This is a genomic window from Paenibacillus thiaminolyticus, from assembly GCF_007066085.1.
In the GTDB taxonomy this organism is placed as follows: domain Bacteria; phylum Bacillota; class Bacilli; order Paenibacillales; family Paenibacillaceae; genus Paenibacillus_B; species Paenibacillus_B thiaminolyticus.
Genome location: NZ_CP041405.1, coordinates 447,256 through 470,837 on the forward strand (window position 1 = coordinate 447,256; position 23,582 = coordinate 470,837).

Annotated in this window: 18 protein-coding genes, 1 pseudogene and 1 riboswitch; of the genes and pseudogenes, 12 read left to right on the forward strand and 7 right to left on the reverse strand. The window is 46.6% G+C overall.

Annotated elements, in window-relative coordinates:
* Positions 1–456: 456 nt before the first annotated feature.
* A complete protein-coding gene (locus FLT43_RS01905) occupies positions 457–774 on the reverse strand; it encodes a magnetosome magnetite crystal formation protein family (RefSeq protein WP_087443938.1) in 318 nt (105 codons plus the stop codon).
* A 138-nt stretch (positions 775–912) separates the two neighbouring features.
* Here FLT43_RS01905 and FLT43_RS01910 point away from each other — a divergent pair.
* Positions 913–1,108 (forward strand): annotated as a pseudogene (locus tag FLT43_RS01910) (SDR family oxidoreductase); the annotation flags it as partial.
* 448 nt (positions 1,109–1,556) lie between these two features.
* Here the strand turns inward: FLT43_RS01910 and FLT43_RS01915 are convergent.
* Both FLT43_RS01915 and FLT43_RS01920 read right to left on the reverse strand, forming a co-directional pair.
* A complete protein-coding gene (locus FLT43_RS01915) occupies positions 1,557–2,684 on the reverse strand; it encodes an SGNH/GDSL hydrolase family protein (protein ID WP_087443594.1) in 1,128 nt (375 codons plus the stop codon).
* A gap of 204 nt (positions 2,685–2,888) precedes the next feature.
* Entirely contained in the window at positions 2,889–3,830 is a 942-nt protein-coding gene (locus FLT43_RS01920; protein ID WP_115057889.1) for an LCP family glycopolymer transferase, read from the reverse strand.
* Between the two features lie 234 nt (positions 3,831–4,064).
* Here FLT43_RS01920 and hpaB point away from each other — a divergent pair, with 234 nt between their 5' ends.
* The 3 genes from hpaB (at position 4,065) to abc-f (ending at position 8,187) form a co-directional block, all read left to right on the forward strand.
* Positions 4,065–5,516, forward strand: coding sequence for a 4-hydroxyphenylacetate 3-monooxygenase, oxygenase component (gene hpaB / locus FLT43_RS01925; protein ID WP_087443592.1), 1,452 nt, complete (start codon positions 4,065–4,067; stop codon positions 5,514–5,516).
* A 309-nt stretch (positions 5,517–5,825) separates the two neighbouring features.
* Entirely contained in the window at positions 5,826–6,518 is a 693-nt protein-coding gene (locus tag FLT43_RS01930) for an aspartate/glutamate racemase family protein (protein ID WP_087443591.1), read from the forward strand.
* A gap of 112 nt (positions 6,519–6,630) precedes the next feature.
* Positions 6,631–8,187 (forward strand): ribosomal protection-like ABC-F family protein, encoded by a 1,557-nt coding sequence (gene abc-f, locus FLT43_RS01935; RefSeq protein WP_087443590.1) that lies wholly within the window; start codon positions 6,631–6,633, stop codon positions 8,185–8,187.
* A gap of 546 nt (positions 8,188–8,733) precedes the next feature.
* Here the strand turns inward: abc-f and FLT43_RS01940 are convergent.
* Together FLT43_RS01940 and FLT43_RS01945 are read right to left on the reverse strand one after the other, a co-directional pair.
* Positions 8,734–9,039, reverse strand: coding sequence for a DUF5316 domain-containing protein (locus FLT43_RS01940; protein WP_087443588.1), 306 nt, complete (start codon positions 9,037–9,039; stop codon positions 8,734–8,736).
* A gap of 221 nt (positions 9,040–9,260) precedes the next feature.
* Positions 9,261–13,133, reverse strand: coding sequence for a glycosyl hydrolase family 18 protein (locus FLT43_RS01945; RefSeq protein WP_244194265.1), 3,873 nt, complete (start codon positions 13,131–13,133; stop codon positions 9,261–9,263).
* A 102-nt stretch (positions 13,134–13,235) separates the two neighbouring features.
* A riboswitch (cyclic di-GMP riboswitch) is annotated at positions 13,236–13,318 on the reverse strand.
* A 512-nt stretch (positions 13,319–13,830) separates the two neighbouring features.
* On the opposite strand from FLT43_RS01945, the gene fabG reads away from it, so the two are divergent.
* On the forward strand, positions 13,831–14,610 hold the full coding sequence (gene fabG, locus FLT43_RS01950; RefSeq protein WP_087443586.1) for a 3-oxoacyl-ACP reductase FabG: 780 nt from the start codon (positions 13,831–13,833) through the stop codon (positions 14,608–14,610).
* 193 nt (positions 14,611–14,803) lie between these two features.
* Here the strand turns inward: fabG and FLT43_RS01955 are convergent, their stop codons facing one another.
* Positions 14,804–15,598, reverse strand: coding sequence for a helix-turn-helix transcriptional regulator (locus FLT43_RS01955; protein WP_164776609.1), 795 nt, complete (start codon positions 15,596–15,598; stop codon positions 14,804–14,806).
* Positions 15,599–15,906: 308 nt separating this feature from the next.
* On the opposite strand from FLT43_RS01955, the gene FLT43_RS01965 reads away from it, so the two are divergent.
* The 7 genes from FLT43_RS01965 to FLT43_RS01995 all read left to right on the forward strand — a co-directional run bounded on the left by FLT43_RS01965 (position 15,907) and on the right by FLT43_RS01995 (position 22,218).
* Positions 15,907–16,287, forward strand: a complete 381-nt coding sequence (locus tag FLT43_RS01965) for a VOC family protein (RefSeq protein WP_087443584.1) — start codon at positions 15,907–15,909, stop codon at positions 16,285–16,287.
* A gap of 208 nt (positions 16,288–16,495) precedes the next feature.
* On the forward strand, positions 16,496–18,085 hold the full coding sequence (locus tag FLT43_RS01970) for a multicopper oxidase family protein (RefSeq protein ID WP_087443583.1): 1,590 nt from the start codon (positions 16,496–16,498) through the stop codon (positions 18,083–18,085).
* 115 nt (positions 18,086–18,200) lie between these two features.
* A complete protein-coding gene (locus FLT43_RS01975; protein WP_087443582.1) occupies positions 18,201–18,407 on the forward strand; it encodes a hypothetical protein in 207 nt (68 codons plus the stop codon).
* 427 nt (positions 18,408–18,834) lie between these two features.
* Positions 18,835–19,542 (forward strand): response regulator transcription factor, encoded by a 708-nt coding sequence (locus tag FLT43_RS01980; protein ID WP_087443581.1) that lies wholly within the window; start codon positions 18,835–18,837, stop codon positions 19,540–19,542.
* On the forward strand, positions 19,539–20,948 hold the full coding sequence (locus tag FLT43_RS01985; protein ID WP_087443580.1) for a sensor histidine kinase: 1,410 nt from the start codon (positions 19,539–19,541) through the stop codon (positions 20,946–20,948). Before FLT43_RS01980 ends, FLT43_RS01985 begins: the two co-directional genes overlap by 4 nt.
* A 121-nt stretch (positions 20,949–21,069) precedes the next feature.
* Entirely contained in the window at positions 21,070–21,579 is a 510-nt protein-coding gene (locus FLT43_RS01990; protein ID WP_244194264.1) for a C40 family peptidase, read from the forward strand.
* Positions 21,580–21,768: 189 nt separating this feature from the next.
* Complete coding sequence (locus FLT43_RS01995) at positions 21,769–22,218, forward strand: hypothetical protein (RefSeq protein ID WP_087443578.1); 450 nt, start codon at positions 21,769–21,771, stop codon at positions 22,216–22,218.
* Positions 22,219–22,286: 68 nt separating this feature from the next.
* Here the strand turns inward: FLT43_RS01995 and FLT43_RS02000 are convergent, their stop codons facing one another.
* Complete coding sequence (locus FLT43_RS02000) at positions 22,287–23,579, reverse strand: hemolysin family protein (RefSeq protein ID WP_087443577.1); 1,293 nt, start codon at positions 23,577–23,579, stop codon at positions 22,287–22,289.
* Positions 23,580–23,582 lie beyond the last annotated feature (3 nt).

Below are 23,582 nucleotides of genomic sequence, written 5' to 3' on the forward strand. Positions count from 1 at the left end.
GCCGGTTTCATGATAACATCGTGAGCCGGCGCTTTTTTCTGTGAGGATTTTTCCAAACAGACGATGGTCAGATTCATAAACGAATTATTCAAGTAACGTAGAACGATAGTTAAACATAAAGAGTTCCACATATTAGTCATGTATAATATGTAGAACTCTTTATTTTATTTGATCAACGGAAATTAAACTGACGCTGGGCAGCGCAACGAAATATACGATGAATACAGGAAGCACAATGTTCGTCAAGGATGGAAGCAAGACGGAGATGGGGGCGCGGCCGGAGATCGTAAACGGAACCCTCTATGTTTTCCGCTTTTGTTCTACGTGGAAGCTTTGGATTACCACATCGCGGCGGACTGGAACAAGGGGACAGTCAGATTGACCAAGATTAAGATGTAGGTTCGAGATAGGGAAGAGGGAGATGCCGGCCGGCTTCTCCCTCTTATGTGTTCATAGTTATGATTTGATCACTTGAATCCCTTTGACAATGTTCCAAATGAAGAAGTATACGCTAATGATACCGCACAGCGCGACGGTGATAACCGAACCGATCCCCAGGGTTACCTCTACCTCCCGCACACTCATGCTAATGATTCCTAACGCGGCAAACCCTACAATAGCTGTCACCGTAGGAAGAATATGCGTCCACAGCGCTCGTTTGGCATGGCTCTTGCTCTCAGCGTCTCCGACAATCCAGACGAGAATGGGGAATAAAATCGGGGCAAAGAGAACACTCCAGTAGGACAGAGCAGATACTAGTTTGTTTCCGTTCATATCTATCACCTCAAGCAAGTTTGTCATTGTTGTTCCATGGCTTAAATATACAGGAGAAGACTCCTGCATACTAATCGATCCAGCTTTCACGAGGCTTATGAAATTGTAAGATTTCAAAAATAAAGTGGAGGATCGGTGCGCCTCAATAATGGAGGGAGAATTATCAATATTTCGTCGTTTGTCACACGAGCGGCTTCCCCGAGTGGGTCTTTCCGCTCTCAATAGGTGGGGCGAGCCTGAAGATGTGGCGGATGTCGCCTCCTTCCTTGCTTCATCGGATAGCCGATGGGTAACCGGCCAACTAATCGACGCAAGCGGAGGATCCCATCTATAAGCTGTACTGATGTGGCGCCGATTACGACCTTGAAAGGGTAAATGAATGGGAGTGTCTCACAGGCACTGCAAGATGATTGTGGTGAGGAGTTAACATAGAATGTGGATGCGGGAAAAACGACGGCGCGCAAACCGGTGGAAGATGGATGAAGCAGTGAAATGCTGCGTGGATGCATCAATTTCTGCTCTTTAAGCCGCTATTTGATGAAATTCCTGCAAAAGTACATTATGTTCATCGATTCTTGTCTTTTATCGATTGGATCGTCAGAAATTGATGCCGTTTTGCAGGATTCCCTGTAATGGAGTACACGTCATAAAGGAATGGTGTATTTTTGCAGTTTTCGGCGAGTCGAACTTTGAGAATCAGGGGGGCTGTCTTTATTATTTCACCTGTCTACCGTAAGGGGAGCAATTCACTTTTGAGACATCCCTCTTTTTTTGTAGCCGGATCAGGCAAGTTCGTGCTGCAGCAGCTGCTTGAAGAGCGGCGTCAGCTTGCCGGCCATACGCATAAAGCCGAGATCGGTTGGATGGATGCCGTCGACCGTGCATTCAAATCGGGTATCATCGGTGCCAAGCAGTCCACGGCCGTCGTAAAAATGAAGATGTGAATCGCCTTGCTGACGAAGCCGCTCAACAGTTTCCCGTTGGATCCGGCCCATCTCCAGCCGCAATTGCCGCAATTCCGGCACGAATGACTCGCTTGGGTACTCTATTTTCGAAATAACGAGGATCGGAACAACGGGATGAGCTGCCCGGTAAATACGAATAAACTCCGGCAATGTCTGCTTGAGCAGATCCGGATTAATGGCATTGGCTTCGTAATCAAGCACCAACATCGCCGGATTGGCGATCTCGGTAATCACATGCGCCATCTCCGGTTCCCCGCAGCCGCTCCCGGAAAATCCGAGATTTATAAATTCCAGAGGAATGCGGCGGCTCAAAATATTCGTGTAGGCCATTCCAGGCCGGGACGCACAGGCACCCTGTGTGATCGAGGTGCCGTAGATGATGACTTTTTTGTCATTGCGGTAGGGGAGCGGCGCTTCGATTACCGCATCCGGATTGACTCCGATCGCCAGAGATTTCACACCTTGGTAGAGCGGAAAATTCAATGTCACATGACGCATCTCGAAAGAGGAAAAATCATACAGCATCGCTTCGAAATAGTCCTGGGTATGATCATATAGGCTTGTTTTATAAAAAACTTGTTCTCCGGGCTTGCCTAAATAAAGATCAAACCCGCATTGCCCCGTGGCAGGCATATGATACAAATCGGCCTTATTGGCCAATTGCACGCGGATGGCCAACTGACTGGAGCTGGTCTGGAACGCAAGCTGTCCGCCTGCGGTATGGTTAGCGAGCACATCGACAACGGGAGGGATGGGTTGACGTGAACGAAGAGGAAGTCTTCGGAACAATCGTTCCTGCTCGAACCAAGACAAGCCGCTTAACCGAAACGGCTTGTCGGCAGGGGATAACCATCGCAACCCCGCCAGCTCATTTTGTTCCAGGTGCATATAAGGATCAAGATCGGATACTTTCTTATCATTCCCATCGATTGGTTGGTCAGCCATGATAAAGATAAGCCTCCTTAATAGAAGTGTTATGCCTCTTCGATATTACCATAATATCCCGGGAGCGGGTAGATTCACTGGTGCCTCATCGTGATTGCGTAACCGGAAAGAGGCTTTCACGTATAAAGTCATAACCCCGAGTCGGCGAAAAGCAGAAAGCAGCTCTTTTACAAAATACTAGAGCTGCTTTTTATATGAAGTATATCAGGTACCGGTAAGATCGAGCGAGACATGCTCTTTCAATATAGCAGAGATACGTTCACGCTCTTCATCGGATACATGATAATAATAAATGCCATGAATCATTTGGTTGGAGCCTGCGATCTCCTGCGTCGTGATTTGATACTCGTCCCAGTCCTTTTTGAATTGGAGAAAAAAGGCCTTCATTTCTTCAAACGAAATATTGGTTTTTATATTTTCCCCCATGATGTTCAATATTTCTTCCATTTTGAGAACAGAGGATAACGATGCCGTTTTATTGAGTAGTATCGTTAACACCTGACGCTGCCGCTCGTTCCGCCCCAAATCGCCTTTCGGGTCCGACTTGCGCATGCGGGTATAATGCAGTGCACTTTCCCCATCCAACTGAATAAGTCCTTTATCGTAGTGATGCTTCTTCTTACCGTATTGATCCATCTGATCAAAGGCAAAGGCATTCTCCACTTCGATGCCTCCGAACACATCGACAAGCTGCGTCAATCCCTCCATATTCGTCTGTATAACGTAGTCGATCGGTTGATCCAAAAACCGCTCGACCGTCTTTTTCATCATTTCGGTTCCGCCAAAGGCATAGGCATGATTGATTTTGTCCATTTTATCTTTGCCGGCAATTTCGACGCGGGAATCGCGAGGAATATTAAACATGAATACACTTTTGACCTTCGGATTAACAGACACGACGATAATGCTGTCCGCCCGTCCTGCATCGCCGATTTTCGGCCGATCGCCGATACCGAGCAATAAAAAAGTAAGCGAGTCCCGTATTTCTTCAGGCTTCGGCATCTGCTTGTCTTCTGCCTCATCGAACGTGATCTGCATTTTATCCACCGTTTTTTCCATCGACCGGTACAGATAAAATGTGTAGCCTGATGCAATCAAGAGGAGTGACAATAAGACTGATGAACTGATGATCATATATTTTTTCATAATAACCTCCGGCAATCACGGAATGTAAGCACAAGGGCTCCCTCAACGAGAAAGAGCTGGCAACGCTCTGGCGCGTTTCTTCGCTCTCTATGCGCTGTTTATCATATTTCACCGTGCAGCAGAAAGGGTTATGAAAAGGTTAAAGCCCGATTCATGACACGAATGGAGGGACATTCGTTCAAGCCAAGCTGTCCTGGAACGAATAAAGTATCTAAAGACGAGGAGGCGATCTGAATGCCGGTCAAAAACGGGAGCGAGTATATCGAGCGGATAGATAAAAATTCCCCAGACGTTTGGATCGCAGGAGAGCGGGTGCACGCACCTATGTCGAATCATAAAGCTTTCAAAGGACTTATGGCGACACAAGCTTCCATGTATGACATGCAGCATGCCGAAGAATCGCAAGCTACAATGGTATATTCTTCGCCCTTGACAGGCGATCCGGTCGGCTTGTCCTTCAAGCAACCGAAGACAAAGAAGGATCTTGCGCTGCGCAGGCAGATGATGCAGGCATGGGCTAGCATTCATCACGGCTTCCTGGGACGATCTCCCGATTACATGAACACCGCTATTATGGCTTTCTCCGCTGCGGCGGGAGTCCTAGAAGAGAAATATCCCGAGTATGCTTCTAACTTGAATCGTTATTATGAATATTGCCGGGAAAACGATATTACGCTTTCTCATGTGTTCATCCAGCCGAAGGCGGGAAGAGTCTCCACTTTTCTCCGGACATTCGAAGAACCGGAGGCCGCACGAATCATCGAGAAAAATAAAGACGGGATCGTGATTCGCGGGGCCTTTCTGTTAGATACACAAGGGGCAACCTCGGATGAAATATTGGTCTTCCCCACGCCTTTCTCTTTATCAGGGGAGGAGATAAATCCTTACTCCTTCGCCTTTGCTGTTCCGAGCAACCTGAAAGGCGTTAGTTTTGTCTGCAGGGAAAGCTTTGTTGGCGGAGAATCGACCTACAATTATCCGTTGAGCTCCCGGTTTGAAGAAATGGATACGCTTGTGATTTTCGATGATGCTTCCGTTCCGTGGGACCGCGTCTTTGTATGCGGGGATGAAAAAATGGCGTATCGGTTATTGGATGAAAGTCACTTTCATACCTATGCCGGCACCCAGATCATGTGCAAAACTATTGCCAAAACGGAGTTTTTGTTAGGAACCATTGACATGATGGTTACAGCCTGCGGATTGGAGAGTTATGGCCATATTATCGAAAAGGTGACAGAGGTGATTGTCGCCTTAGAAACACTCAAGGCATTTCAGCTTGCCGCCGAGAAAGGGGCTTCTTCTGATCGATGGGGCAATATGCTTCCCGCCCGGAAACCGCTGCTTGCGGCGAATGTATATTTCCAACAGGTGTATCCGCGTATGATAGAAATCATTCAATTAATTGGCGCCAGCAATCTGATTATGATTCCGGAAGAAAAAGATTTTGCGGCAGCCATGAGCGATCAATTGCACCGTTACATGAAGGGCATCGATCTGGATGCCAAAAAGAGCGTGCAGTTATCCAGATTGGCATGGGAACTGAGCGTCAGTACATTTGGCGGCAGGCAGACCGTCTATGAGCGCTTTTTCTTCGGAAATGCCTCTGTGGTTAATTCCCGGCTGTATGCGGAATATCAAAGCACCAGGCAGAAGTATCAAGACCGGATCAAGGACTTTTTGTCATAGTGAGAAAGAGTCCTTGTTGCCTAGGCGTAAATCCGTGTAACTCTTCGCAGCTTGATTGAACCGTAAAAAAAGAACAGGCAAGCGGCCTATCGCTTCGGGAAGCGCCCATCCGTACCTGTTCCTGCTATATTGTTTCTCTGGAACAAAATCACCTAAGAATGGGAGCATATTGAGGTAAATATTAGACATACATCAAAAAAATCAAGAATGATTTTGACCTGAGAGCCCTGCTTTTTAGCGGGGCTTTCTTTCTTTTCAATGACGATGGTATGATATTCCTATATCTTGTTGGAAGGAAGCGGGGTTCTCATGAAAACGATTGGACTTATAGGCGGGATGAGTTGGGAATCAACAGTTGAATACTATCGAATTATTAACGAAGAAGTGAAAAATAGATTGGGAGGATTGCATTCCGCAAAATGCCTAATATACAGCATTGATTTTGAAGAAATTGAACGTTATCAGGCAGAGGAGAAGTGGGAACAGGCGGGTACACTATTAGGTGAGGTTGCCCATTCATTAGAAATAGCGGGAGCAGACTTTATCGTGATTTGTACAAATACAATGCATAAAGTACTTGAACATATTGAAGAAAAAATAGACATACCCATTCTACATATCGCAGATGCAACGGCAACTCAAATTCAAAAATCAAATATTGGCACGATAGGGCTGTTAGGTACCAAGTATACAATGGAACAAGAATTCTATAAATCACGGTTGGAGTCGAACGGGATCAAGGTGTTAATCCCCGATCCTGCAGAACGGGAAATGGTTCATAAGGTCATATATGAAGAGTTATGTGTAGGTAACATTAGGCAGTCATCAAGAGAATATTATAAACAAGTCATCAAACGTTTAGTTGATGATGGGGCGGAAGGAATCGTTCTCGGTTGTACTGAAATTGGTTTATTGGTGAAAGCAGAAGATTCAGAGGTGCCATTATTTAATACGACGGTAATACACGCTGTTGAATCCGTTAATATAGCATTACAACCATAACTGGAAAGGGAAGGCGCATTCTTCATTCGGGCGGCTATTTTTACGCTTACTTTTAGGCCCGAGAACGTTTATAATAAATCAAGCATAAAGTATATAAGAAAAGGTGTCATGGATGAGCATATTAAACGTAGAACGACTAAGCCACGGCTTTGGAGACCGTGCAATCTTCAAGGATGTATCCTTCCGCCTGCTCAAAGGCGAGCACATTGGACTTATCGGCGCCAACGGAGAAGGCAAGTCCACATTTATGAATATCATTACAGGCAAGCTTCAGCCAGATGAAGGCAAGGTTGAATGGTCCAAGCGCGTACGCGTCGGCTATCTCGATCAGCATGCCGTTCTTAACAAGGGCTTAACGATTCGAGATGTATTGAGGGGAGCCTTCCAATATTTATTTGACCTGGAACAAGAAATGAACGACATGTACGGCAAGATGGGGGACGTAACGCCAGAAGAGCTGGAGAAGCTCCTCGAGGAAGTCGGTACGATTCAAGACACATTGACGAATCAAGATTTTTATATGATTGATGCCAAGGTCGAAGAGACGGCACGCGGACTCGGTCTGAATGATATCGGTCTGGAAAAGGACGTCAACGATCTGAGCGGCGGGCAGCGCACGAAGGTGCTGCTGGCGAAGCTCTTGCTGGAGAAGCCGGACATCCTGTTATTGGACGAGCCGACCAACTATCTGGATGAACAGCATATCGAATGGTTGAAGCGATATCTGCAAGCTTATGAGAATGCATTTATTCTCATCTCGCATGATATTCCATTCTTGAATAGCGTTATTAACCTGATCTACCATATGGAAAACCAGGAGCTAACGCGCTATGTCGGTGACTATGACAAGTTCCAGCAAGTCTATGAAATGAAGAAGCAGCAGCTGGAAGCGGCTTATAAGCGTCAGCAGCAGGAGATTGCCGACCTGAAGGACTTCGTCGCACGCAACAAGGCGAGCGTAGCCACGCGCAATATGGCGATGTCGAGGCAGAAGAAGCTGGATAAGATGGAGATTATCGAGCTGGCGAAGGAAAAGCCGAAGCCGCAGTTCAACTTCAAAGATTCCCGGGCATCCAGCAAGCTGGTGTTCGAGACCAATGATCTTGTCATCGGTTATGATGAACCACTGTCCCGTCCGTTGAACCTCCGTATGGAGCGCGGTCAGAAGATCGCACTTGTCGGTGCGAACGGTATTGGTAAGACGACGCTGCTGCGCAGCATTCTCGGCGAGATTCCGGCGATATCCGGTTCTGTTGAACGGGGAGACAATCTGGATATCGGCTATTTCGAACAGGAAATCAAAGATGCGAACTACAATACATGCATCGAAGAGATCTGGAAGGAGTTCCCTTCCTTCACCCAATTCGAGGTGCGTGCGGCACTGGCGAAGTGCGGGCTGACGACGAAGCATATCGAGAGCAAAATCGCCGTGCTCAGCGGCGGCGAGAAGGCGAAGGTTCGCCTCTGCAAGCTCGTCAACATTGAGACCAACCTGCTCGTGCTCGATGAGCCGACGAACCATCTGGATGTCGATGCGAAGGAAGAGCTGAAGCGTGCACTCAAGGCATACAAGGGCAGCATCCTGCTCATTTCCCACGAACCTGAATTTTATCGTGAGGTCGTGACGGAGACATGGAACTGTGAGTCCTGGACGACGAAAGTATTTTGATGTTGGAGCATCGACTCTATCGCACTTAGTGTGATAGAGTCTTTTTTAAGATTAAAGAATTTATAAATTTTAGGGGGGGGGAAAGCAGGTCTTCCGCCTTGCTTCTGTTCTTGGTAAGGTTAGGATATGGAGACGAGCATCTTGAAACGAATCTTTTTGGGATCAAAACTGGGCACTCTGTCTCCTGGGGCTTGAACATGTGGAGGGAATTGCTGCTATGTTACAGGAATTTCGGCACAATGAGTCCGCACCCCGAGGAAATGCTGCACATCTACATCATTTTAGTCCCTTTTGCTCCAAGTCGAAGAGAAACGGGTGAAATTGCTGCCGTTTTGCAGGATTCCCTTTCTAGTAAAGTCGTCCATATCGAATTGCTGTATTTGCGCAGGATTTCGCTTGCCGAATCAACGTGTCTGGAGAAATCGTGCAGTTCAGAGCGCTTTACATCCATTTTTTCTACGGAGAGACAAGTCCAAATGGAGTACCGAAAAATCCCTTGGACTTTTTAACGCCTGGGAGGGAAGACGGATTTGGGGGGCGGACACTTTAACCTCCTAACCATTTCGAACCGAAGTAGAGGATGAGACACGCAAGCAGATTCGGTAGAGCGACCAGTAATAAAAAAGTGGATAATCGGAATCTGCGATTCATGGATTCCTTGCCTTCGGTCGCCAAGTCCACACGTCTGGAATCAGGGTCAATCATGGCACCAGAAAAAAGAGCGGCTATTACTAAAGCAGCCAATCCAACATACCCGGATAACTTCATCGCAATGGAAATATCCCAAGCGACGATGGACATAGCGGCAATGGCGCTAAGTATAAAAAGTCCAATCCCGAGTGCTTTTTTCATTATTGCCTCCTTGTCATGACTGATTAAGTTTATATTACCATATCCTACAGATCATGAAATAGCGGCACTCTGTATTCTATGACGGCGTTGGGGTGTCTGGGCATGGCTGATCGATTCCTTCCGCAAGAATGAAAGGAATACCCATAAGAGCAAGCAGAAGGGACTAACCCATGCAGGGTTAGTCCCGGTAGATACAGCTTAAATAGAGCTTCGACTTGCTATTATTCTACAAGCTTCCAGGAGTCATCGCTTCCCGGAATGCTCTGTGTCCACCACTTGGCTTGATAGAGCTTGCCTTCATAGCGAACCAAATCGCCTCCTACATACACATTGCCCGGCACGTAATCCACACTGCCGTCTTCATTTGGAATTACTTCTTTTTGCCATGCTTGGGAGGTATCCGGTGCTTGGCCTTGTACCCACCATTTCGCGGTGTATTTCTCTCCTTTGTAGATGACCGAATCACCTTCGAGGTAGACCTTCTTCGGATCATACGTATCCGCAAGTCCATCGATAACGGTAATATGGCGCTCTGCAGAGGCTTGCAGGCCTTGGCTGTCTTCTACGGTATACACCAGCTTGTAGGTTCCCGGAGTAGAGGAATCAACCGTTCCTTCGATCACGAGGCGATCGGTCAGGTCGCCGTCCTCTTCATCCGAAGCGGTAACCCCTTCTCTCGGATCGAAGTGCTCGCCAACGAGAATCGTTTTATCCGTTGCGCCATGAATCACAGGCTTGTGATTGATCTTTTCTGCAACAGTGATTGTACGTTCAGCAATTGCTTGCTGCCCTTGGCTGTTCTCTACGGTATATACCAGCTTATAGGTTCCTGGAGTAGAGGAGTCAACCGCTCCTTCGATGACGATCCGCTCGGTCAGGTCGCCGTCCTTTTTGTCCGTAGCGGTAACTCCTTCTCTCGGATCGAAGTGCTCGCCAACGAAAATCGTTTTATCCGATGCGCCATGAATCACGGGTTTTGAAGCGACCGGCGGGGTGCTTCCATTTCCGAATGTCTTGAAAATATCGGTAAATTGATATTGAGACGTTACGCCGCTGTTATTTTCCAACATCGCATCCCGGTTCATCGACCAGAAGGAGGTCATCGCCAGCCCTTTCTCGATCGCATGATCCACAACCCACTGAGACCACTCCGTCGTGAAGACCGGATGAGCCGCTCCTTCAAAACCAATGGACGGCGTGGTTCCAATGATGCCATAAGCCTCTTCATCGGTTAGATCAATGTTGGCAAACTGCTTGAAGTACTGCTTCACTTGATTCTTCGTCGAATCAACGGCTCTCAGAGAAGCGGAACCATAGTTCTCGCCAGGCAGGAGCGTTCCGTTGCCATAGCACATCGTCATGATGTTCACGACTGTGACATCCACGCCGGCAGACAAGTAAGCTTCCAACACAACCAATTGAACAGAAGTCAGACCGCTTGGCAGTACAGGGAGGGTTAATACGATATCGACTCCCGTTGCATCTTGCAGCTTCTTAATCGCCTTCGCATTGGCGGCATTCAGGGCTTTGTTCTGAGCGCCGCCCTCAATGTCGAGGTCCAGTCTCGTCAGTCCATAGCCTTGAACAAGCTCCAAATACGTATTGAAGAGGATATCGGTGTCTTGAGTGACTTCCCAGAATGTAACGCCGTTCAAACCGCCCAGCGAGATCGTGACATCGCCGCCCATCTCGCGAATCTCCCGGATAGACTGCTTGATTCCTTGATATTGGGCGTTATCAGCATTTTTTTCATTGAGGACGGAGTACCCTCCCCATCCCCATTGCACTTTGCCGTCAACGATTTGGCGCGAAATGGTTTGAATAAAGCCGAGATTGAAGAATTTCACGCCTGTGTCCTCGGAAATTCTGGCGAGGTTAGGGGCGCCGTTGTTAGAATAGCCCGGCTTGGTAACCCATGCAACCATATCGACGAATGGAGAATTGACTTGCTTCGGCCACTCGATGCCTTGGCCAACCCCAAAATCATACCCCGGAGCTGCCGCTTCGATAACGGTAATGGTGCGTTTTTTCTCGGCCGTTAATCCTTGTGAATCCGTAATGGAGTACACTAGCTCATACTTGCCGGCCACATTCGTATTGACTTCTCCCGTCACGGTAATACGGGATGTCAGATCTCCGTCTTCTGTGTCCGTAGCGGTTACGCCGGCCAGCTTATCAAAGTTGTCGCCGACTTGAAGCGTCAGGTCCGTTACGCCATGCAATACAGGCGGTTGATTGTTGCTTGGAGCTTCATCACCCAGAATGAGTTGTCTGTTCATCTCCGGGCTGTTATTCGAGACCCGCTGAACAAGCTCCATGCTTGTAATCTCGGCATCTCCCTTAAGTTTGAACGTATAGGATCTGCCAGGCTCAATCGTCTTGGCGTCATAAACCGATTTCAAATCGACGACTGTATACCCGTTCTCATTGGTTACGGTTCCCGCCAAATAATCGCCGGAAGTGAACGATCCATCGGCTTGGATGTAAAGCTTCGGCAGCTTAACTGTTTTTGCTCCTCTTTCCACGGCTCTCAATACTTGATTCGATTCGGTCAAAGACTCGTTATTGACGAGGGTAATTTCATACCCTTTATTGTTGCCCCAAGGCTCTGTATACGGTTTCATAGCAACCGTCACGTCCAGCTTGGTATATTGGATCTCATGTGTTTTCAACGGCTGGCTTCCGAAGAGGCCTTCTTTCGTTACCTTTGTTAATTTGTCGCGCTTGGCCGGGTCCGTAGTAGGGGCATCATTGGAAGCCATCCAAGCAATGACGCCGCCTAGGCCGCGCTCAAGCACATATTTCGTTTTCTCTTGAATCGATCTTTCATTGTCATACGTGTAGAATACGCCAGTTGTATTATCATATAGATATGGAGCTTTAGCTGCATCATCCCAGTATTCTTTGAGATTCGGGTATGCGGCCTTCAACTTGTCGAGATTGCGATAAGACCAAGTCCCTGTTCGGCGGCCGCCGTCCCCCAGGACGAGAGGGGATTCACCAACCGCGCCGCGGGATGGAGTCTGATCCGCATCCTTGGCAGATAGTGCGGCGTCACCGAATAGTCCCGGATGATTCGGATCGGATCCTTGAGACACCTTATCCCAGCCGCGAGTATAGTAGGCCGCCCCGATAACAATCTTGCTCGGTTCGGCACCTTGCTGAATCAAATAGTTCACGCTCTCGTCAACAGATAGGTTGTTGCCGGTGAGCGGGTCATTTGGATTCGGATACAAGCCGGTATGATGGCCGCTTACCTCATCCCATGCGCCGCGCATGTCATAAGTCATGATGTTGGCAAAGTCTACAATGTTGAACAGTCTTGGCACATCAATGCCGATATCAATCTTAGCCTTCGGCGCTGGGAGCGCAACAGACAGTTCATACGCTTTACCAAGCTCGGCTCCTTGTTTATTCAATGCGTTTTTCAAGTCTTGCAGGAGCACGATATAATTATTTTTATCCTCCGGCGTGGCGTATTTCGTGCCTTCATCGTTTTTATTATCGACCAGATCAGGCTGGCGAACTTCAGCCGGGAACTCCCAATCCACATCAACGAAGTCCATGTTCGTGTACTTGATGAATTTCATGACATTCTCCACCAGATTCGCCCGCTTCGAAGCATCGGCCGCTACAACGGAGAAGTCGCCTGATTTGGACCATCCGCCAAGAGAGATGCCGATTTTCAGGTTCGGGTTTTCTGCGCGCAATTGCTGCAGGGCGATAAGGCTGCCTGAATTGGCCATATCCCATTGTACGCCATCCTGGCCGACAGGCGCGCCCACAGCCGCATCCTTGTCCGTAAAGACGAGGTTGCCTTGAGCGTCAAAATCGAGGAACGCATAGTTCAAGTGGGTTAATTGATCGGCGGGAATATCCTTGGGATAAAAGTTCCCTTGTCCTCCCCAAATCGACCAATCGCCATAGTACATGACATTCCGGATTTCCTGTGTCGAGTTCTTGACCACAGGTTCCTGTGCTGCAGGAACAGTCGTTCCTGCATAAGCTGGCGCCAATGAAGACACGAACATCATGATGGTCATTACCGTCATGGCGAACAATCTTCGGGCACTCTGCTTTCTCCTAGTCTTCATCCGTTATTCACTTCCTATCAATAGATTATATTAATAGGCAGCTAGGGCAGGGTAACGCTTACATTTATAACGCATACGACTAATAGGGCTTGGATGCTATTAATCGGCAACTGGCTGGCATAGAATTTTCCTTAGCCCCTTTAGCTTTGCGTCACTAGATTTCCCTAGCTTTGCCTAGTAATACCTGGACATAAATGCATACGCTTTTACTTTTAATGGCGGCGATGTATTGTATAACGATGCATGTATGCACCGTTTAATATACAGTATTTTCTCGTTTATTTAATGGGTCTTGCAGCTCATATGTGAATATATGAACATAGGTCGATTCTATTATTCACTTGCAACATATAAGGTTAATAATGCGGATGCGATAAGGGACCGTATTTTGATTTCATATGGTTTCATGCTGTGCATCTTCCTAGTAACTGCGCCATTCCCTTGGCATTCCTTGTTCTGCATTTTTACATTTTTAAGATGTCCGGCAAGGTTTGGGCCAATAGGTCTTAGGGAGGAGGGGAGATATATCTTGGATTGGATGAACTAGCCGGAGTTCGCAAAATGATAACCGAATATAACTATCCTTATGGGAGAGGTTCAGCAAGTTGCCTCCACATTTGGAATTGTAGTACGATGATAAGGAATCCAAGCAATGGGAAATTGTAACTCATATTACATAGGATAGGAGTGTTGCTACATGCTGACGCCACTGAAGGATAAGACGGTCGTCGTGACCGGAGCCAGCAAAGGAATCGGCAAAGGAATTGCGAGAACCTTCGCCGCACAAGGGGCGAAAGTCGCGGTCGTCGCACGCAGCTTGACGAAAGCGGAGGAAACCGCGGCGGAAATCCGGGATAACGGAGGTATTGCTCATGCCTTCCAAGGAAATGTCGCCGATTTGGAGTCGATGAAGTGCGTTGCAAGCGAGGCGGCCGCTACTTTCGGGGGGATCGACGTTCTGTGCGCCAACGCCGGTATTTTTCCGAATGCGACGATCGAGGAGATGACCGGCGAGCATTGGGATCAGGTGATGAACACGAATGCACGCGGGACGCTGTTTTCCCTTCAAGCCTGCCTGCCCTTTCTGAAGAAAGCGGAATACGGCCGGATCATTGTTACCTCCTCGATTACGGGGCCGGCCACCGGCTATGCCGGATGGTCGCACTACGGCGCAAGCAAAGCCGCTCAGCTTGGATTCATGCGCAGTGCGGCGCTCGAGCTCGCGCGCTACAACATTACAATTAACGCCGTCATGCCCGGCAACATAATGACGGAAGGCTTGGAAGGCCTTGGAGATCATTATCTGCAGGCGATGACGGCGTCCATCCCGCTCAAGCGGCTTGGAAGCGTCGAAGATATCGCTTACGCCGCTCTTTTTTTGGCTTCGAAGGAGGCTGGTTTTATTACGGGCCAGACCATCATCGTGGATGGCGGTCAGATTATTCCAGAGAGTCTGGAAGCGATGGTGCATACCTGATTCGATTCCTATAGGATACCGTTCATCATGAGCCACTGCTGGCCGAGCTTAATGTAATCATCATATACCCTATGTATAAGTGGACATCCGTTTTAGAAAAACGGTTTATGTCCACTTTTTTTGTGAAGCTGAATTGGAGTAGGGGCCTTGGGAGGACCAAGTATCCTATATTACCGTGGATGCCTTGCTGTACTTAATCCACGCGAAATACCTGATATTGCTTCCGGTACTCTCCGGGCGTGAACGATGTATGGCGTTTGAACAGACGAGTAAAATAATTGTGATCCTGGAACCCGCATTGTTCACCGATTTTGCTGAGGGGCAGCTCCGAATGCGTCAGCAGCCGCTTGGCCCGATCAATCTGCACATGATGTCTGTATTGCAGCGGGCTCATCCCCGAATACTGCTTCAAGCATCGCGCCAAATAATCGAAATGATAGTGCAAGTCGCGCTCCATCTGTCCAGAGTCGAAGGGAAGCTCCAAGCGGTTCGCCAAGTAGGAAGCCACTTTTTCGCCAAGAAAATAGGATCGGGCTTGCGGACTGCTCTTTCTCATCCCAGTTTGCAACTGAATGAGAAGCTGGCCCAACAAAATATGCAGCTCGAAGGAACGGTACTGTGTAAGCACGCGGTGCAAGTTCAGCATTTCTGTCATTAAAGGCACGACCGTCCGCAAATCTATGGCCGCAAATTTAGGAATATCGATCATGGCCGGATGGGATTCTGTATCCTGATCCGTCCGCTTCAGCAACGGCTGCTGCCAGTTGATTTTCTCCGCCAGCATCGGCTGTGAGGGCTGCGGATATTGAAAATGAATCCAATATACCTCGGTTTCTGTCTCGGTCGGACGGTATCCCCGATGTACCTTTCCAGGCTCCAGAACCAGCAGCATGCCTTCCTCTACATCATATTTAATTCCGTTTTCAGATCCGACGATGGAGCTGAGATCGGCGGACTGGGTACTGGATAAAATCCATGAAGCGAACAATCATAACGTCTCATTCCTATTAAATGGAGCACCCAATCAGCAAGGCTTGTTGGACGTAAATGTTTTGGAGCGCTTTCAAGAAATCGGAGAACGATACCGGCAGCCTGCAGATCTCGATTCAATTCCGGAAAGCTGGTTAATTAGAAAGTGAGAACGAAAAAAAATCGAAGATTTATCTTGTTATTTGCCCATGATAATAGTACTCTACCAACGATTCAGATAAGCTACTATTGGGTATAAGAAACCTTGGCGATGGAAAGGATTAGGAGCATCGGGTTGGTCTTTACCTAGATAAGGGAGTGAAGTCTGTGGTTAGTAAGCTTGGCCAAGTTATGTTGTATGTGAGTAACCAAGATGAGGCAGTGGATTTTTGGACAGGCAAATTAGGCTTTCATGTTATTTCTGAAGAAAATAACGGTCAAGGTATGAGGTGGATTGAAATTGCCCCGACAAAGGATGCGGAAACAAGCATCATTTTGCACAATAAGGAATTCGTAGCGAAAATGTCACCTCGATTACATCTTGGTACACCGTCTTTAATGTTTTTTTCGGAGAATCTGGATGAATTACATCGTGACTTATCAACTAAAAATATCAAAGTCGGTGACATTGTAACGATGCCTTCCGGCAAAGTATTTAACTTTGCCGATAATGAAGATAATTACTTTGCGGTAATGGAAAGAAACTAAATGACTTAAGTCATTATAGAGTCCAGCGGAAAGCATAAGCGTCAAAGAGCATCTTCTCCCACGAGGAAGAGATGCTCTTGGCTTTTTCGGGAGCAAGATACATAGGCCGGTTTACACGTGATATTTAAAAATTTTGATATCTTCACCGTTTCCACATAATTTCTGGTTACAGTATGAAATATCAGAATATGAAGTGGAGGTATGTGTGATGAAAGGTAAAGTAAAAATAATCCTTGCCATCGGTGTGATTAGCATCGTGATGGCTGGCTGTGCTAGTTCTACTGATAAAGATGCGATGGAGGAATTGGATTCTTCCCAAATGAACGTGGAGAGCACCCAGACACAGGGCTCAAATAATACGGGCAACATCATGACGAATGAAACGACGAGGGTAGATGGCAAGGAGTATACCATCACGGCGCAAGCGAGCAATTTGAAGGTATCCGATGACAAGACTCTGCCTGTATGGACATTCAATAATTCTGTACCCGGTCCGGAGATTCGTGTCACCGTGGGAGACACGGTAAAGATCAACCTAAAGAATGAGCTCGAAGAACCCGTTTCCATTCATTGGCACGGTTACCCTGTACCGAATGATATGGATGGGATTCCAGGCGTTACCCAAGATGCTGTTGTTCCAGGCAAAACGTTTACGTATGAGTTTAAGGCTACCGTTCCCGGTACCTATTGGTATCATTCGCACCAAGATAGTGTCAATCAGCTTGATAAAGGGCTCTACGGTGCCCTGATCGTGGAAGATCCGAACGATAGCTACGATCGGGATTACACCCTTGTATTGGACGAATGGATAAGTTCAGGCAGCACGGATAGGGAAGGCATGGATCATGGCAAGATGGACATGGGAGATATGAAGGGCATGGATCACAGTCAGATGAATAGGAGTGGCATGGGAAGCATGGAAGGTCATGATATGAGCATGTACGACCTGTACACCATCAATGGAAAGACTGGCGATGCCATTGATAAGCTAATGGTTAAAGAAGGCGAGAAAGTTCGAATCCGCCTGATCAATGCTGGATATCTGACGCATACGATGCATTTGCATGGACATGAATTCAAGGTAGTTGCCTCAGATGGTCAACCTGTAAATAGCCCTGCGGTGATTACGGATCAAGGGATTGCCATCGCTCCAGGTGAACGTTACGATCTTGAATTTACGGCGAACAATCCTGGGTCTTGGCTGCTTGAAGAGCATGGCAGGGATGACAAAGTGAACAACATGAGAGCCGTTATTGCGTACGAAGGCTCTACGGTGCACACCGATGCTTCTAACGCATCCGAATCGTTGCCGCAATTCGATCTGATGAAATACGGTAAACAAGCCGAAACCAAGTTCTCATTGAATGAATCCTTTGATCAGGATGTTCTTCTGAATCTGAATACAGAAATGAAGAACGGAGAGATGGTCTATACCATAAACGGCAAGGTATTTCCTGATACTGATCCCATTAAAGTTAATAAAGAGGAAAAGGTAAAGGTCACCTTCGTGAACCAATCGAAGACCGATGATCATCCCATGCACCTGCACGGACATTTCTTCCAAGTGCTAAGTAAAAACGGACAACCTCTAGAAGGGGCACCTGTCATTAAGGATACCCTCAACGTGAAGCCAGGCGAGGAATATGTGGTTGCATTCGAAGCGGATAATCCGGGAGATTGGATGTTCCATTGCCATGAACTGCACCACGCGTCAGCAGGGATGGTTACGGATGTAAAGTATAGTGACTATCAAAGCAACTATACCCCTGACCCGAGTGTCGGCAATAAACCAGAATAATATGGACGGTCCATTTCAGCTACATCGATCCTTCGTGGTATCAACACGGAATCCACACATTTTTAATCTACAATTCAAGTATACAAATACTTTCTAGCATAGGGAGGCGTAAAAGATGGATTGGACATGGTTATTGCTACTGGCTTGTCCCATCATGATGGTTCTGATGATGTTCGGTATGATGCGTGGAGGTCACGGACACGGACATGGGGATCATGGAAAAGGGACTTCGGAGGATATGCAAAAGATGCAAAGAGAGCTGGACGAAGTAAAAGCTCAGAATGAGCGAATGAGAAAAGATATTCAAAACTTGACTCGATAAGATCGTCCGCCAAGGAGGAATGAACATTGAATTGTTGTGGAAATCATAATCATGGATACAGCAACGCCAAACATCCAACCCACGATGGACAGGGTTCAAAATCACATCATTGGATGATGACATTATGTTGTGTACTTCCAGTTGTGCTTGTTGTCATGACCGTCCTGATCAATGCATATCGGGGTGAACCAACAAATTATCTGCTTATGGGCATCCTGTTGATTTGTCCACTTTCCCATATGATTTTCATGCCATTAATGAACAAGATAAGTAATCGAAACACATCAGATTAACGATTGGAATGCCGTTTGCTTGATGCTGACGGCATTTCGTTTGCTGGGGATGATTTCATTCCCGCTTCATCTTGAATGCAGTGTCTGGATCGTTTACATTGGGGTTACCAGTAACACACGAAGCAGGTGAACAGATGGCTAAAATTCAGGTACTTGTCGTAGATGACGAATGGAATATGCGGAATCTGCTTCGCATTTATCTCATGAAAGAGGGCTTTGAAGTCAGGGACGCTTCGTCTGGTTATGAAGCCCTGTCGATGATGAAGCAGCATTCGTTCGATCTTCTGATATTGGATGTAATGATGCCAGGCATGGATGGTTGGCAGGTGTGCAAAGCTATTCGAGAAACGGAAACGATGCCGATCCTGATGCTTACGGCTCGATCGGAGACCAAAGATAAAGTCCATGGACTCGGGATAGGAGCCGATGATTATGTAACGAAACCATTTGAACCTGAAGAGCTATTAGCACGTGTCTTTTCGTTATTGAGACGTTCTATGATCAATGAAGCACACAAGCTTCAAGGATCGACCATCAAATTTCATAACCTCAGAATAAATGCAGAAGCTCGTGAAATTCACATTCATGAAGAAAACGTTGATTTTACGCCTAAAGAATTTGATTTACTTCTCTATCTAGGGCAACACAGTCAACGCACATTTTCACGAGAAGAACTGGTGGAACGATTATGGGGATATGAATATACGGGGGATGCCCGTGTCGTGGATACTCATATCAAAAATATTCGTGAAAAGCTTCAACGCGCTGGACTTGGCTATGATCCGATACAAACAGTGTGGGGTGTGGGCTATAAATTCTCGCCAGCCGGAGGGGACAGATGAGACGGAATCGAATTGGGATGAAACTCGGACTCGTCATCGCTTCGATCGTTTTTATCGTCCTCCTGTTTCTTGGCGTGAGCTTGTATCAAATGTTCTCCAACTTTTATCATGCCGAGATGAGAACGGAGGTCACAGAGTTGACCTCTCATTTCAGAACCATGGCGGAGACAACGGATGCATCATCCATGGAAGAAATGATACGGACATTTGCAGATTTTTCAAATGTAAGTATGTTCTATATCAACGCAGCAGGTGAGGTCACCCTTCATTCAGGCGGACATAGTGCTGCTGATCAGTCATTTATTCGGACAGAGGATGTACAGCAAATTTTTGCAGGGGAGTCCATTCATTTAGAACACGAAGATCCGCTAGGCAATCGTTACATGGTCATTGGACAACCGCTCTATCATGATAATCAGATTTCCTCGGCTATTTATGTGATGGCCTCCATGCACAGCATGGATAGATCTCTTATTACGGTGCGGAATCTGTTACTCCTGTCAGGAGTTGGAGCCTTCTTACTCGCGATTGGAATCACCTGGATTATGGCCCTGCTCTTTTCGCGGCCTCTCATTATGATGCAGCAAGCGACGAAGAAAATCGCTATCGGGGAGTTAGCAACTCGATTAGATATCCATAGTAAAGACGAAATTGGTGATCTGGCAGCAGCGATTAATAACTTGGCTGCCGATCTGCAGAGGTATCGAGATACACGGCAGGAATTCTTCGCTGCTATCTCTCATGAGCTAAGAACGCCAATCACTTACGTGGAAGGCTATGCCAAGGTCGTGAAGAACCGGTTATATGAGACGGAAGAAGAGAAGGATCGCTATCTGGACATTATTTATCAAGAAGGTGTGCGTATCCAGCACTTGGTGAATGATCTATTTGAACTGGCCAAGATGGAGGAGGGAAAGATCAGTCTGTCCATGGAATGGGTGGACTTGAAGGATGTTGTGGACCAAGCTGTACAGGCGGTCTCGCTACAAGCGAAGGAGAAAGAGATCGAACTTATCGTTCATCCTGTCGCATCTGTACCGTTAATCCGCGGCGATGGGAGGCGCATGGAGCAAATTGTACGCAACCTGTTGGAGAATGCAGTCCGTTATACCGAAGAGGGAAGAATTGAAGTCCATCTCCGGAGCACATCAGGCACACTCTCCCTGTCGATAGAGGACACGGGCATTGGGATTGCTGAGGAAGAGCTGCCCTATATTTTTGATCGCTTCTATCGGGTAGAGAAGTCAAGATCGCGGAAGACGGGCGGTACCGGTCTAGGGCTTTCCATCGTCAAGAAATTGGTGGAATTGCAAGGAGGGTCGATTCAAGTAAGCAGTCAGAGAGAAGTTGGTACTCGCTTTACGGTTACATTCACACTCCCGACCATGCAGGAGGAAAAAATATGAGAAAAGTTGACTGGCTCATTGCTGCGTGCTTTATCGCTAGCGGGTTGATGTGTTTAGCCATGTCAGCCTCATACTTTCAAAACAATTCGGCTTCGGGCGAAGGGAGTGTTTTCGAATCCGTGTGCATCTGGATGGCGATAATTGGGGCAGTCATCTATCTCATTTACCGATTCGTTCAGTTCAAACAACGGAAGGGAAAGAAAGAGTGACTTCGATAATGGGGTCACTTTTTTGTTCTCCACATTTTCTTCATCGTTTCTCTATATCTTTTTTTTACAATGAATCTATCTTAATGAGAAGGGAGATTCATTTTGAAGAAAATCATATTATCCATTGTTGCCGCTGCTTTAAAGGAGTGAAGCTGCCTCGAACTACAAAGGAACAAGCAAAAGAAGGAATCAAGGTGGAGAAAGAAGACCTGCGTGCAGGAGACATCGTCTTCTTTAACACGGATGGCAAGGGGATTTCGCATGCCGGAATTTATATGGGGGATGGTTTATTTGGACACGCCTCCGTAAATAAAGGGGCAGAGATCAGCGAACTATCAGAGACGTATTATGCGACACGGTATGTCACGGCTCGTCGTATCCTGTCTGATGATCAATATCGGACACGAACGATCAATCCCTAAGTTAGACCATGTGGAAGAAGTTGAATCCAATCAAACTAAAAACAGGAGATTACATCCTGATATCCACTCTGCTTCTTGTCGCAGTGCTGATATACGGAGTTTATGCTTTGCAGCCATTCCATGATGAAATGCCGGCAGGTGAAGCTCACGCCCAAATTCAGGTGGACCTATTGGGAAAGGAGACTTGCTTTGAAAAAATCGGTGATATGGATAGGGGCTTCATTGCTTTCTGTCGTCGTCATATTCGTAGTAATTAATGCTATTAACTTTCGCGCGGATGAGCCTGCAGAAGTACAAAGACTTCAATCTGCAACACCGCCTTCTCAAGTGGAGGAACGGTTCGGATTGGAAAAAGATTGGCAGCAAAATGGTAAAGATAATCTCTACACAACCAGATTACTTGAAGGAGAACTTGCCTCGGAGCGCACTGGGGTTATCCTAACCGATACGGACTGCGAGGCGGATGCGCAGGGAATCAGCCAATGTCACAATAAAATCGAGCTTGATCCTAACCATACCATTACCGTTATGAACATCCACAATATGATGAAATACGAATGCTTTAGCCCTGGGGAAAAGGTCAAGATCGTTCCATCCGAAGTTGGAGAGTGGATGGTTCTAAGTAAAATAGAATCTTAACTGATTGAATCCGCAAGAAGAGACTGTCTCCGTACAGTCTTTTTTTGTTGTAGGCAATTTATGTTTTGTCACTTCGGATTCATCTTTCTAATTTCCACTTTTCGGATTCGATGCCGGTCCTTCTCCCTAATAATAAAATGCAATGTATCGTATGTCCACGTTACATCTTTCTTTAGCGATGGATTTATAGTATAGAGCCATCCTCCTATCGTATCTAAGTCTTCGCTCTCTAGTTCTACATTTAAAATATTACTTATCGTATCCAGTGACACCTTGCCGTCAACTAAGATGTGATTCTCGTCGATGATTACGACATCGGGAGTTTCTTCGTCATCAAATTCATCTCGAATTTCTCCAACGATCTCTTCTAATATATCCTCGATCGTGATTAATCCGGATGTTCCACCATATTCGTCCACAAGTATTGCAATATGAACATGCTGCTGTTGCATCTTGTGAAGGAGATGTTTTACGGGCATGGCTTCTGAAATGCTGAGAACCGGTTGTATGAACTCGGATATGTCCACATCGCGATTGTCATTTAATTGCATAAAAAACTGTTTTGTATTTATGAAGCCGATGATCTGATCCTTATGCCCATCCATGACAGGAAAACGTGTATATTGTTCCGTTTTCATTAGGTCAATGATTTGGTTTTTGTCATCCTGAATATCAATACATACCATGTCTGTTCTGGGTACCATAATTGCGCGAGCAAGGAGTTCGTCGAATGTAAATATCTTGTTGACATATCCGTATTCAGATTGATTAATTTTTCCGCTTCGCAAACTCTCTGTTAAAATAATGCGCAGTTCTTCCTCAGAGTGGGCCTCTTCGTGCTCTTTAGCTGGTTTTACACCAAATAAGCGTACAAACCAGTTAGCAGAGCCATTTAAAGCCCAAATAAACGGATACATGACTTTATAAAAAAATATAAGTGGTTTTGCAGTAAGCCTACTGACTTGTTCCGCTTTCTGTATGGCAACCGTTTTGGGAGCAAGCTCACCGAGAACCACATGCAGAAATGTGATGAGAGCGAACGCGATCACAAACGATAAAATCGTACTTACTCCAACGGGCAGGCCAAAATGCTCAAAAAGAGGGTGCAGCATACGTTCAACTGTAGGTTCACCCAGCCAACCTAAGCCCAAAGCTGTGATGGTAATCCCTAATTGACAGGCTGACAGATAGCCATCTAAGTTGGACGTTACTCGCTTTACAGCCGTAGCATTCTTATTTCCTTCCATAACCATTTGATCTACCCTGCTGGAGCGTAAGCGAACAATCGCAAATTCAGCAGCAACAAAAAAAGCTGTGGCAATAATTAATATAGCTACAAGAAATAAATTAAGCGTGAACACTCA